Here is a 13,186-nt window from a genome sequence, read left to right as displayed (position 1 = left end):
TATTGTGACGCAAAGGACAATCTCACGTATTTTTTCGCGATGTACAGAAAAATTTTTCACGGCATATTGCCTAATGACGGGAAGCATAGTATAATAGCTTGGTATTGCGCACGGCTTGAGTGAAGTCTGCGCCGAGGAGGTGTAACAATGGCAAGTGTATGCGAGGTCTGCGGCAAAGGACCGATGAGCGGGAATAATGTGAGTCACTCCCATGTAAAGACGAAACGCAAATGGAAGCCGAATATCCAGCGTGTCCGCGCCCTTGTGAAGGGTGAAATCAAACACGTCAATGTGTGCACGCGCTGCCTGCGTTCGGGCAACGTCGATCGTGCCGTCTGAGCATTCAGTGCATAGAGAAAGCCGTCCGGCACGCCGGGCGGTTTTTTCTTTTTTGGGGAATATTGAATCAACGGGAAAGAGGTATAACGATGGGGACGGAAAATGCGCGGGAGATTCGCGCTGCCAATGCAGCGTATCGGGCGGACTTTGGAGATAAGGGGCGGCTCTCGCACCATCCGACGCGCGCCTTTGCGGTCGTCACCTGCATGGATTGCCGGCTCGACCCCGCGAAATTCGCAGGGCTTGCCGAAGGGGACGCGCATGTGATCCGCAACGCGGGCGGGCGCGTCACAGAGGATGTGATCCGCTCGCTGCTGATCTCGCACAAGAGGCTCGGCACGACGGAGTGGTTCGTCATTCAGCATACGCACTGCGGGATGCAGTCCTTTACCAACGAAGAGGCGCAGGAGCAGTTCGCCGCCGATACGGGATCGCCCGAGGCGTACTATATGGACTTCATGCCCATCCGCGGCACGATCGAGGAAAGCGTCGTGCGCGATGTACGGCGCTTGCGCCTGCATCCGCTCGTCCCGCCCGAGATAATCATCCACGGCTACATTTACGACGTGGAGACGGGACACCTTGCGCTCTCTGCGGAGGCAAATAAAATCGGTGCGGCGCGTGTGTAAAAATTTCTTTCCTGCCATTCATGGGAGATGACCACTATGGCAATGCGTCTTTGTTATCAAATCCACCGGTGGGTGAGTCTCGTCTGCGCGCTGTTCTTCCTGATGCTGACGCTGACGGGGCTCCCGATGCTCTTTCGCGACGAGCTGCGCGCATGGAACACGGTCAATCTGCCCGCAGCAAGCGATCCGCTTCCGCAAGGGGAGATCTGGCAGGCACTGCCGGAGGGATTCTCCACAGTCGCTGCGCGCTTCCCCGGCAAGGAAATCCGTGCCGTGACGCCAAATCCTGCGGACGGTACGCTCTATTTCCTTGTGCAGGATAAAGGCAGCAAGACTGCCGAGCGCGCACACATGCGCATGGGCGGCGAGCAGATCATGTACGACGTACGCACGGGAGAGATCTTTAACCGCAAGGAGCGCGTCTACCACGTGCAGGGCATCGAAACGATGCTGCGGTGGGCACATCTCCTGCACACGCAGCTCGGCACCGCCGGCATGGCGGGCAAACATTTTCTCGCGCTCATGTGTCTCCTCGCGATCCTCTCTATGATCTCAGGTGTCATCCTCTACGCGCCGATGATGAAGGGGCTCGCATTCGGTACGATCCGGAAAAATGCGCGGCGCGTGCTGTGGTCGGATTGGCATAAATACGTCTCCGCCATTGCGCTCGTGTGGGCTCTTGTACTCTGTCTCAGCGCCGTCTTCATCGCCTCCTACTCCGTGGGCTCGCGAAATTACCACCGCGACGCGCATATAGCTGCGATGGAGGCGTTCTCCTCCTATGTGCCGTTCGGCATCCCGATCACGCCGGAGGATGCGCTCCTCAGGGTGCAGAATGCCTATCCGGACAAGAACATCCTCACGATGTCCCTGCCCGAACGCGACCACGGGCATTATACGTTCCACATCGCCGACCCGCCTGCGAAGCCGACAAATTTTGTCCTTGACGAGATGGTGTTCCTGCCGGACGACCGCGGAGCTGAACCGCTGCTCGTCCCGCCGCCGGACTGGCTGCGCATGACGCCGATCTTCCTCAACCTGCATATCCACAACCACGATACGATCCCTCTCAAGATTATTTGGGCGGCGATGCTCCTTCTGACAGCAGCGATGATCGTAACGGGCTGTGTGCTCCTGTGGACGAGGAAATACAATGCAGTCTACCCGAATGCACCGAAAGCGGTACGCCGCATCGGGGCGTCCATATGGCGCGCCCCCGTGTTGATCGCCGTTCTCTCTGTGATCGGTCTATTCGCTCCCATCACAGGCGGCATCGGCAACATCGTCGGTGTTCTCGCGTTAGGGCTGCCCGTGGTATATTTTTTCTATTCGCTGGTGCGCATGAATCATGATCACCGTACCTAGTTTCATCATGCCGTCGAATACTGACGTTTCGCAGCTGCGATAAATGCCCTCGCACTGCGCCATTTTCCCCGCTAAAAAGAGCTGCAGCACATTGTACAATACATATGTGCCGCAGCTCTTTTCGATAACAATGTGCGGATTATGATCTGCCGCGCCGCCGCACATCCTCCTCGATCCCCTTTTTCCAGTCCGCGGAAAGGGGCTCCTCACAGACACGCACACATCTGATCGCTTCGGACATTGCCATGAAGTTCAGCGTTGTCCCCCGGGCATCCGCACGGTAGTTCACAGCGTGCCCTGCGCCGATGCCGAACTGCCCAGCAGCCTCAATGGCATCAATATTTGCCCCAAGGAAGAGGAACTCCCAACCACGCGCCTTTTGCTTCTTCACCATTTGTTTCACGCGCTCATAGGTATAGCGTGTGCTTGCATTTTCCATGCCGTCCGTCGTAATGATGAAAAGTGTCTTTTCCGGCACATCTTCACGCCGCGCATACTTATGGACATTGGCAATATGCCGTATCGCGCCGCCCACGGCATCAAGGAGCGCCGTGCTGCCGCGTACGAAGTATTCGCGCGCGGTGAGCTGCGGAACCTCTGCGATCGGCAGGCGATCGTGGATCATATCGATTTCGTTGTCAAAGAGCACCGTCGATACATACGCTTCTCCCTCTTCCTCCTGCTGCTTTGCAAGCATGGAGTTAAATCCGCCGACAGTATCCGCTTCGAGACCGCCCATTGATCCGCTGCGATCCAAAATAAATACAATCTCCGTTACCTTGTTCATGATAAATCCTCCCTCTCTGCTGAAAGACTTTTACTGTCATGATTTTAGCAAAAAGGAAGGGCGCGGCGGTCGCCTGCAAAGCGACAAATCAGCTGCCGAGGGTCGGCTGCTCAAACGAAAACAGCGCCTGGTTGATGATAAAAATATCGTATTTTTCACGTGTGATAAAGTATTCGACAATGAGATCCGCTTTGCTGCTGTGCGAGAGCGCATAGCCCGCACGCTCAAGGAGATCGCGCGTCTCATCAAGACTCAGACGAAGCGCCACGGAAAGCGCGAGTGCCGTACTTTTGCGCGGCTGATAATCCGAATTGCTGCGAATCTTTGAGAACAGTTTGCGGTCGATATTCGCCCGCTTATAGACCTCGGGATCTTTGAATCCTTTTGCGTCGATATAGTGCATCAGCCGCTCGGAAAACGTCTCATCCCTGCGTCCCAGCCATCGGCCGAGAGAGGATACCGTTCCGGTGCCGAGACCTATCAAGCGGTGCGGCGGTCTCGCCCCCGCGCTGCGGGGACGCCGCACCTCAAATATCGGCTCCTCCTCCGCAGTACGCATATCCCGCGCTGCCGCCCGTGCCGCATAATTCTCGTCAATATATGTACGCACATCGTCAAAAAGGTGTCCCGAACGTTGAAATGACTTGCGGTCGAACACGACGAGATAGACAGTCATATCGTGCCGTAAAATGTATTCACTGATTGCTCCCACGGCAGTCTCCAGGGCAGCTTCGACAGGACAGCCAAAGATCCCCGCCGAGATGAGCGGAAATGCAACCGTCTTGCAGCCATGTTCCCGTGCAAGACGCAGCGACGATAGGTATGCCGCACGCAGGAGATCCGGCTCACCGTGCTTTCCGTCCTGCCACACGGGGCCGACCGTATGGATGACATAGTGCGCAGGCAGGTCAAATCCCGGCGTGATGAACGCCTCGCCGGTGAGAATATCGCCAATTTTGCGGCGTGCCGCAATCAGCGCCGCCCCCGCTGCACGGTGAATCGCACCATCCACACCTCCCCCGATGATCGGGCGCGGATTCGCACTGTTCACGATCGCATCGACATTCATCTTTGTAATATCATTTCGTATGAGTTCAAACGGCACCGTGATTCTCCCCTTTGCAGAAAAAGGCTCTCCCGAGTTCCTCTTCTCGGGAAAGCCTTTTCATTCGTCATGTGTATATCTCTCACTCACGCGTATATAAATGCGTCGGCAAGTCCCCAAATGATCAGGAGAATACCGACAGCCCACGCGTAGACGCCGGCGCGCGGCAGACGCTGCACGAAGAAGTACAGCCCTTGATCGGCACGCGGCAGTTGTTTTACGGTTTCTTCATTGGCCGCCATGCCGATGCGTGCCGCAAATGAACGCCGAATGAAATAGAGAGGAAGCCCGCCGCAAAGCAGAATACAGCCGATGAAGAATCTGAGCATGGATTGTGCTTTCTCGGATTCAAAATCGTATCCGGGCACGAGGTCTAGGTCGTGGATCACAAACGGAATGAGCGCGATGAGTACCGATCCGAAGACGCCGACCGTACACATGAGCGCGGCACCGCTTGCTTCACCCCGCCGATACCAAACGATCGTCTGCAGGAGACATTTTCCAACGAGCAATAAAATAAACGCTGTGATATACACAAAAAATAAACTCCTCTTCCTGTTGACAGGCATGCTTCCTGCTCCTTGATGTTACCGCATGAAATACGCGGCGCCGGACTCGAACACCTGTTGATTCATATCGCCGACAACGTTCTTTCCGATGTTCTCGCCAATGCGCTCCGCATGCGCCATGCGCCCGTAGATGCGCCCGTCTGGACTGGTAATGCCCTCGATCGCGTTGACCGATCCGTTCGGATTGTACGGCTGCTCGAGCGTCGGATCCCCTTGATCGTTCACGTACTGTGTCGCGATCTGCCCGCGCACGCGCAAATTCGCCACGGTTCTCGCATCGGCATAGAAACGCCCCTCGCCGTGCGAGACGGCAATCGTATGTGCATCGCCGACGTTGACATTCGTCAGCCACGGCGAGAGATTCGACGAAACGCGCACGCGCACGGTCTGCGACACGTGACGTGCGATATTGTTGTAGGTGAGCGTCGGCGTGTTTTCGTCGAGATCGCAGATTTTCCCGTAGGGCAGCAGTCCAAGTTTGAGGAGCGCTTGAAACCCGTTGCAGATGCCGAGGATCAGCCCGTCCTGGTCGCGCAGGAGACGCTGCACTCCTTCCGCGATCTCGGGCGCACGGAACATCGCCGCAATGAACTTGCCCGATCCGCCCGGCTCATCACCGCCGCTGAACCCGCCCGGCAGCATGAGAATCTGAGCCTGCCGCAGAGCCGCAGCGATCGCGTGCACGGTCTCCTCAACCGCCTGCGGCGTGAGGTTGCGCACAACGAGGATCTCCGGAACCGCACCGACACGCTCCCATGCGCGCGCGGAGTCATATTCGCAGTTTGTCCCCGGAAATACGGGAATGAGTACGCGCGGACGCGCAATCTTTACCGCACGGCTCAGCGGGCGTCCGCTCGTATAGGGCGCATAGGTCGGGCGGTCGATCTGCCGCACCGTCTGCGGCACCGTTGTTGGGAAGATCTTCTCCAGCGGCTCGGTATACGCCGCCTTGACATCGGAAAGCACGATGGTATCGAGATCCGTGATGATACTCGGCACGTCGCGCGTCTCACCGAGTTCAACGGCGCCCGTCCCCGCAAGCTCCTTCGGAATATCGAGTGTCGAAGCGACCTCAAGCAATACCGTTCCATAAAGAGGCTTAAAAAGATCATCCTGCGGAATAAATGCCTTGAACTTAAAGCCGAGATTGTTGCCCAGGCACATCTTCGAAAGCGCCGCCGCGATGCCGCCCTTTCCGACGGTCTGCGCAGAGAATGCCTTCTGCCCGGCGATCAGCTGATAGATCTTTTCAAAATTTTTATTCAGGCGCGGGAAGACGGGCAGATCCTGCGCATCGCGCGGCACGGGGATCATGACGACGCGGTTCGCCGGGAATTTGAACTCAGGTGAGATCACCTCATCCGCACGAACGGGCGCAACGGCAAATGCCACGAGCGTCGGCGGCACGTTCAGATCCTCGAACGTGCCGGACATCGAGTCCTTTCCGCCGATGGCGGGCATCCCCAGCGCGTGCTGGGCATAAAGCGCGCCGAGAAGCGCGGCAAAGGGCTTGCCCCACTTCTTCGGATCGGTGCCAAGATGCTCGAAATACTCTTGTAAGGTCAAGCGAATCTGTTGTGGATTGCCCCCTGTTGCAACGATCTTCGACGCTGCCTCAACGATCGCATAGACTGCACCATGGAACGGACTCCATGTCGAAAGATCTGGATCGAATCCGAACGCCATCGCCGACGCCGTATTCGTCGCCCCTTTCCGCACAGGAATCTTTGCAACCATTGCTTCTGCGGGGGTCAGCTGATATTTCCCGCCAAACGGCATGAGAACGGAGGCTGCGCCAATGGTGGCGTCAAAGCGCTCGCCGAGCCCCTTTTGACTGCATACGTTCAGGTCGCGCAGATTACTGAGCCACGCCTTCTCAAGATCACGTCCGGCGCGTCTGACAACGCCGGGAACCTGCTGCAGATACGGATTCTTCTCATTCGGCGTCTCGACAAGCGTGCGTACGCGCTGACGCACACCGTTCGTCGCAAGGAAGCTGCGCGCGAGCCGCACGATCTCCTTGCCGCGCCACTTCATAACGAGACGCGGTTCCGCCGTCACGACCGCGACGCGGGTTGCCTCGAGATTTTCGGCGTCTGCGTGGTGCAGAAACGCCTCAACATCCCCGGGCGCAAGCACGACCGCCATACGCTCCTGCGACTCTGAGATGGCAAGCTCCGTGCCGTCAAGCCCCTCGTATTTTTTCGGCACGGCATCGAGGTCGATCATCAGTCCGTCGGCGAGCTCGCCGATCGCAACGGCGACACCGCCCGCACCAAAATCATTGCAGCGCTTGATCATGCGGCTGACTTCAGGATTCCGGAACAGCCGCTGGATCTTTCGCTCGGTCGGTGCATTTCCTTTCTGCACCTCCGCGCCCGAGGTCGTCAGCGACGCCTCCGTATGCTGCTTCGATGAGCCTGTCGCACCGCCGATGCCGTCGCGTCCCGTGCGTCCGCCGAGCAGGACAATGACGTCGCCCGGCGCGGGGCGCTCGCGCACAACCTGCGCCGCAGGAGCAGCGCCGATGACCGCACCGATCTCCATGCGCTTGGCGAGGTATCCTTTATGATAGATTTCACGCACAATCCCCGTCGCAAGTCCGATCTGATTTCCGTAAGAGCTGTATCCCTCTGCCGCGCCGATTGTGATTTTCTTCTGCGGGAGCTTGCCCTGTAAGGTGTCCTCGATCGGTACGCGCGGATCCCATGCCCCCGTGACGCGCATCGCCTGATAGACATAGGAGCGCCCCGAGAGCGGGTCGCGGATCGCGCCGCCGAGACAGGTCGCCGCACCGCCGAACGGCTCAATCTCCGTCGGGTGGTTATGCGTCTCGTTCTTGAACATGAGCAGCCAGTCCTCGTCCTTGCCGTCCACGTCCACCTTGATGCGGATGCTGCACGCATTGATCTCCTCCGATTCGTCGAGATCCTTGAGTTTGCCCTCCGCACGCAGCGCCTTCATGCCGATGACCGCGATGTCCATCAGCGTAGATTCACGCTTTTTTCCGTCCGTATAGAGCGCCCGGCGGTCGTCCGTATATTGCTGATAGGCTTCGAGAATGGGCAGAGAGAAAAAGCCGTTTTCGATATTCACCGCATCAATCGCCGTGGTAAATGTCGTGTGCCGGCAGTGATCCGACCAGTAGGTGTCGATGACGCGCAGCTCCGCGATCGTCGGCGCATGGCGCTCTGTGTCGCGGAAATACTGCTGCACAAATTCGAGATCCGCTTCGCTCATCGCAAAGCCGCGTGCCGCATGGAACCGCTCCAGCTCAATACGCGTGAGGCGCGTAAAGTCGGTCAGTACCTCCACATCCATCGGCATCGACACCTGCGCATCGAGTGTTGCGGGGGTCGCCAGTGATGCCTCACGGCTCTCCACCGTATTGATGAGATACTTTTTAATGCGCTCACAGGTTGGATCGTCTACCTTGCCGACGAGAACCACAACACGCGCCGTACGAACCACCGGACGCTCCCCCTGCGTCACGAGCTGCACACACTCCGCCGCGGCTGCCGCCGCCGGATCGAACTGCCCCGGCAGAGGCTCAATCGCAAAGATATGTGCATCCGAAAAATACGGAAGCGCATCCTCATACACCGTATCAACGGGCGGATCGGCAAAGACAATATTGCGCACCTGCGCAAACTCCTCTTCGCTCAGCCCTTCTATATCGTAACGCGTGATCAGGCGTACTGCACGCAGATGCGTAAGACGGAACGTCTCCACAAGGTCGGTGCACAGGCGCTGCGCCGGGATATCGAAAAATCCTTGTCGCTTTTCCACAAAGATTCGTTTGACAGACATAGGAACCCCCTCTTCTATGAAGCTATCATCCCATGTTCTATTTTATCCGAACTGCATAAAATATGCAACCGCTATTCCCCGACTGCCGTCTCGAGCGCGATCCTGATCATATCCTCGAATGTCGTCTGCCGCTCCTCCGCCGTGCAGCGCTCACCCGTCACGAGATGATCGCTGACCGTAAAGAGTGCCAGCGCCCGCCGCCCGAACTTCGCTGCGAGCGTGTAGAGGGCCGCGGCCTCCATCTCGACCGCCAGAACACCGTATTTGCGCAGCTTCTCATTGTCGATCTCCTCATCGTAGAACCGATCGACCGAAATCACATTGCCGACGCGTACGGAGAGACGCAGCTTCTTTGCATGTGCCACCGCCGCGGCAAGCAGATCATAGTCTGCGAGCGGTGCATAGTTGATGCTCCCGCCGAAGATGTTGCGGATCATCGACGAGTCCGTCGTCGCCCCCTGCGCGATGAGCACGTCGCGCAGCTTCACACGCTCGTGCATTCCGCCGCAGGTGCCGACACGAATGAGCGTCTGCACGCCGTAGTGCTCCATCAGCTCATTGACATAAATGGAGATTGACGGCATCCCCATGCCCGTCCCCTGCACAGAGACACGCGTGCCGCGATATATCCCCGTATAACCGAGGATGTTGCGGATAGAGGTATACTCCTGTGCGCCCTCAAGAAAATGCTCCGCGATGAACTTCGCGCGCAGCGGATCGCCGGGCAGCAGAATGCGCTCTGCGATCTCTCCGGGGGCGGCGGCAATATGCGGTGTACTCATAAAAATGCTCCTTTACAATTTGGTAAATGCCATATTCCTATCAAAAGCTCTTTCACGTTCCTTTAGTCCTCATACCCGTGCGGATGCGCGGCGTGCCACCGCCATGCCGTGCCGATGACCTCTTCCACATCTGTGAACTGCGGCTGCCAGCCGAGCACCGTACGCGCCTTCTCGCTCGACGCGATGAGCTGCGCCGGATCGCCCGCACGGCGCGCGCCGATCTCCACCGCGATTGCCTTGCCTGTCGCTTTTTCCGCCGCGGCGATCATCTCCTTCACCGAGAAGCCGCTGCCGCTCCCGAGGTTAAAAATGTCGCTCTCCCCGCCGCGCCGCAGATAGTCAAGCGCGCGCATATGCGCATCCGCGAGATCAACGACGTGAATGTAGTCGCGCAGACAGGTACCGTCCGGCGTCAGATAGTCGTCGCCATAGACCGTGATATGATCGCGTCTGCCCGTCGGAACCTGCAGAATCAGCGGAATGAGATGTGTCTCCGTTTTGTGATCCTCGCCGATCGAGCCGTCCGGCAGCGCCCCCGCCGCATTGAAATAGCGCAGCGAAACATAGCGCACGCCGCTTGCGCGGCTCACCCACTTCATCATCTTCTCCATCGTGAGCTTCGTCTCGCCGTACGCATTCGTCGGATTCGTCTCGTCGTCCTCGCGGATCGGCACGCGCTTCGGCTCGCCGTAGACCGCCGCCGTCGAAGAAAAGACGATCTTATCCACACCATGCCTCACCATCGCTTCGAGCAGCACCTGCATCCCGTAGACATTGTTGTTGAAATAGAGGAGCGGCTGCTCCATGCTCTCCCCCACCAGAGAATTTGCCGCGAAATGAATTACCGCCTCGATACTGCGCTCCGTAAAGATACGGTCAAGTGCCGCCGCATCGCGAATATCCCCCTTGCAGAACGTCGCCTGCGGATGCAGCGCGCCCCGATGTCCCGTCTGCAGATTATCGACAATGACGACCTCTTCGCCCCTCGCAATCAATTGATGCACCGCATGAGAGCCGATGTAGCCCGCACCGCCGCAAACCAGTATAGCCATGAACATGCTCCTTTCCGCTCTATTTTACAGTCCCGCAGCGAAGTTGGCAAGGCGGCACATGGAAATACGGCAATAAAAAAGATGCCATATGGTCATTCCATATGACATCTATAAGCAGGCTGCTCACCGAACACCCATGCGCTGCGCCTGTGCGTGGAGGCGTGCGATGCGTTCCTGCGTGTCCGGATGTGTCGAGAAGAGACTCTTGAAGGAGATGTCTCTGCCCGTGAGCGGGTTGATGATGCACATGTGCGCGGTCGCAGGAGTCGCCTCCGGAAGCGGGGCGCCGTGCATCGCATAGTATTCGATCTTTTCAAGCGCTGAGGCGAGGTAGTTCGGGTTGCCGCAGAACTCTGCGCCCGTCTCATCCGCGCTGTATTCGCGCGAGCGTGAGATCGCCAGTTGGATGAGCGCTGCCGCGATCGGCGCGATGATCGCTGTGGCAATCAGCCCGATGATACCGCCGCGGTCGTCGTCGCTCGAGCGTCCGCCGCCGAAGATCGCCGCCCACTGGGCAATATTTGCCGCGTAGGAAATGACGGTCGCCATCGTTGCCGCAACGGTCGAGATGAGGATATCGCGATGCTTGACATGCGCCAGCTCATGCCCGAGCACGCCGGAGATCTCGTTGTAGTCGAGCGCACGCATCAACCCCGTCGTGACGGCGACCGCCGCGTTGGACGGATTGCGCCCCGTGGCAAAGGCGTTCGGCGCATCCTCATTGATGATGTAGACGCGCGGCATGGGCAGCTGTGCCTGCCCCGCGAGTTTTTCGACCAGTCCGTACAGCTCAGGCGCACTTGAGCGGTCAACTTCCTGTGCATTATACATGCTGAGCACCATGCGGTCGGAAAACCAATACGAGAAAAAGTTCATGCCGAGCGCAATGACGAGCATGACGGTCATGCCCGTGTGTCCGGCAAACACGCCGCCGAGTGCAACCATGAGCGCCATCAGCAGCGCCATGAGCATTGTTGTCTTAAGGGAGTTCATAAAAATTCCTCCTTGATCAATTAACTTTGTCTTTTTGACTATAATAGCGAAGGATTATGGAAATAGGCTGAAATTCGCCCGGTTCCATATGCAGCTTGCCTTATTAGACCGACTCGAAATTGACCAGTTTTGCATCAAAGATGCCGTCGAGCGCCACAACGCGTGCAAGCGTCTCGTCGGAAATGTCGTGATCCACCGTGAGTACCATGATGTTCGTCCCCGCACGGTCGGACTTACCCACCTGCATGGCGGAAATGTTGACGCCTGCCTCCCCCATGATGGAGCCGATCGTGCCGATGACACCGGGGCGATTGATGTGCGGGCAGATGAGGATGCGCGCATGCGGATCGACATCCACGCGGAAACGGTTGATGCGGACAATGCGCCCCTCCGTGCCGAAGAGGGTTCCCTGCACCTCCGTGACCTTATCCCCCGCCGCGGCGCGCACAGTGATGAGCGTGGAGAAATCGGATGCTTCCTTCTCCTTGACCTCCGTCACCTTGATGCCGCGCGACTTTGCGATGCTCGGGGCGTTGACGTAGTTGATCTCGCTCTCGAGGATGGGATTGAGCATCCCTTTGAGTACCGCCGTCGTGAGAAAGCTCGTATTGACTTCCGTGATCTCGCCGTTGTAGATGACCTCCACACGGGTCACCGCTCCCTCGGCAAGCGAGCATACCGTGCAGCCGAGCCGCTCCGCGAGCGTGATATAGGGGCGGATGACGCGCATGACTTCCTTTGAAACGGGCGCCATGTTGACCGCCGTCGTCACAGGCTCCCCGCGCAGTGCGGTACGGATGCCCTCGGCAACGTCAACGGAGACGCCGATCTGTGCCTCAACCGTTGATGCGCCGAGATGCGGCGTGAGGACGACGCCCGGCACACCGCGCAGCGGATGATCCGCCGCCATTGGTTCCTCTTCGAATACGTCGATCGCCGCCCCGGCAACGAGCCCTTCGCGCACTGCCGCAGCGAGATCTGTCTCGTTGATGATGCCGCCGCGCGCACAGTTGACGAGACGCACCCCCTTTTTCATGCGCCGCATTTCCTTCATGGAAATCATGCCGCGCGTCTCCTTCGTGAGCGGCATATGGACAGTGATGAAGTCGGATTTTTCTACAATATCGTCGAGCGAACCGACCGTCACGCCGAGCGCCTTTGCACGCTCTTCGTTGATATAGGGATCGTAGGCGATGACGTTCATGTCAAAGGCGAGGGCGCGCTTTGCAACGCCGCTGCCGATGCGTCCCATGCCGATGACGCCGAGCGTCTTGCCGCGCAGCTCGACACCGACATACGCCTTGCGGTTCCACTCCCCCGCTGCATGGTCTCATCCGCCGCAGGGATATTGCGCGCCATCGAGAGCATCATCGCCATCGTGTGCTCCGTCGCCGCAATCGTATTGCCGCCCGGCGAGTTGATGACGATAATGCCGCGTTCGGTCGCCGCCTTCACATCGATGTTGTCAACGCCGACACCCGCCCTGCCGATGATCTTCAGATTTTCCGCGCGCGCGATCACGTCCGCCGACACCTTTGACGCCGAACGCACCATCAGCGCGTCATAGCCGCCGATGACGTCCAGCAGCTCCTCATGCGAGAGCTTGTCGCGCACATCGACCTCATAATCCCCGAGCAGTGCGATCCCCTCGGGCGAAATCCCGTCGGCAGCCAAAATCTTCATCATCGGTTCCTCCCTGCGGCACATGACCGCACTCTGCTGAATAACATTTCATCAATTATAGACGATAGAAGT

The 13,186-nt window shown here is 58.2% G+C and carries 10 protein-coding genes and 1 pseudogene; 3 read left to right on the top strand and 8 right to left on the bottom strand.

Going from position 1 to position 13,186, the window contains the following annotated elements:
* The first annotated feature begins 147 nt into the window (after positions 1 to 147).
* The 3 genes from rpmB (at position 148) to HMPREF9162_RS09675 (ending at position 2,333) form a co-directional block, all read left to right on the top strand.
* Entirely contained in the window at positions 148 to 339 is a 192-nt protein-coding gene (gene rpmB, locus HMPREF9162_RS09685) for a 50S ribosomal protein L28 (RefSeq protein ID WP_009349805.1), read from the top strand.
* An 89-nt stretch (positions 340 to 428) separates the two neighbouring features.
* Positions 429 to 968 (top strand): carbonic anhydrase, encoded by a 540-nt coding sequence (locus HMPREF9162_RS09680; protein ID WP_009439167.1) that lies wholly within the window; start codon positions 429 to 431, stop codon positions 966 to 968.
* A 27-nt stretch (positions 969 to 995) separates the two neighbouring features.
* On the top strand, positions 996 to 2,333 hold the full coding sequence (locus HMPREF9162_RS09675) for a PepSY domain-containing protein (protein ID WP_009439271.1): 1,338 nt from the start codon (positions 996 to 998) through the stop codon (positions 2,331 to 2,333).
* Between the two features lie 139 nt (positions 2,334 to 2,472).
* Here the strand turns inward: HMPREF9162_RS09675 and HMPREF9162_RS09670 are convergent, their stop codons facing one another.
* The 8 genes and pseudogenes from HMPREF9162_RS09670 to serA all read right to left on the bottom strand — a co-directional run bounded on the left by HMPREF9162_RS09670 (position 2,473) and on the right by serA (position 13,114).
* Positions 2,473 to 3,120 carry a VWA domain-containing protein gene (locus HMPREF9162_RS09670; protein ID WP_009439237.1) on the bottom strand — a complete coding sequence of 216 codons (648 nt, stop codon included), beginning with the start codon at positions 3,118 to 3,120 and terminating at the stop codon, positions 2,473 to 2,475.
* 88 nt (positions 3,121 to 3,208) lie between these two features.
* Positions 3,209 to 4,225: a macro domain-containing protein gene (locus HMPREF9162_RS09665; RefSeq protein ID WP_009439183.1), complete on the bottom strand. Its 1,017-nt coding sequence runs from the start codon at positions 4,223 to 4,225 to the stop codon at positions 3,209 to 3,211.
* A gap of 86 nt (positions 4,226 to 4,311) precedes the next feature.
* Positions 4,312 to 4,761 (bottom strand): hypothetical protein, encoded by a 450-nt coding sequence (locus HMPREF9162_RS09660; protein ID WP_009439248.1) that lies wholly within the window; start codon positions 4,759 to 4,761, stop codon positions 4,312 to 4,314.
* A 51-nt stretch (positions 4,762 to 4,812) separates the two neighbouring features.
* A complete protein-coding gene (locus HMPREF9162_RS09655; RefSeq protein ID WP_009439192.1) occupies positions 4,813 to 8,604 on the bottom strand; it encodes a phosphoribosylformylglycinamidine synthase in 3,792 nt (1,263 codons plus the stop codon).
* Positions 8,605 to 8,675: 71 nt separating this feature from the next.
* The gene (gene deoD, locus HMPREF9162_RS09650; RefSeq protein ID WP_009349798.1) at positions 8,676 to 9,386 is read right to left on the bottom strand and encodes a purine-nucleoside phosphorylase; all 711 of its coding nucleotides are present in this window, start codon (positions 9,384 to 9,386) and stop codon (positions 8,676 to 8,678) included.
* A 62-nt stretch (positions 9,387 to 9,448) separates the two neighbouring features.
* Complete coding sequence (gene galE / locus HMPREF9162_RS09645) at positions 9,449 to 10,438, bottom strand: UDP-glucose 4-epimerase GalE (RefSeq protein WP_009439273.1); 990 nt, start codon at positions 10,436 to 10,438, stop codon at positions 9,449 to 9,451.
* A 123-nt stretch (positions 10,439 to 10,561) separates the two neighbouring features.
* Positions 10,562 to 11,431: a zinc metalloprotease HtpX gene (gene htpX / locus HMPREF9162_RS09640; RefSeq protein ID WP_009349796.1), complete on the bottom strand. Its 870-nt coding sequence runs from the start codon at positions 11,429 to 11,431 to the stop codon at positions 10,562 to 10,564.
* 103 nt (positions 11,432 to 11,534) lie between these two features.
* Positions 11,535 to 13,114 (bottom strand): annotated as a pseudogene (serA, locus tag HMPREF9162_RS09635) (phosphoglycerate dehydrogenase).
* Positions 13,115 to 13,186 lie beyond the last annotated feature (72 nt).

Source organism: Selenomonas sp. oral taxon 137 str. F0430 (genome assembly GCF_000183625.1).
Lineage (GTDB): Bacteria > Bacillota > Negativicutes > Selenomonadales > Selenomonadaceae > Centipeda > Centipeda artemidis.
This window is presented reverse-complemented; position numbering and strand designations above follow the sequence as displayed.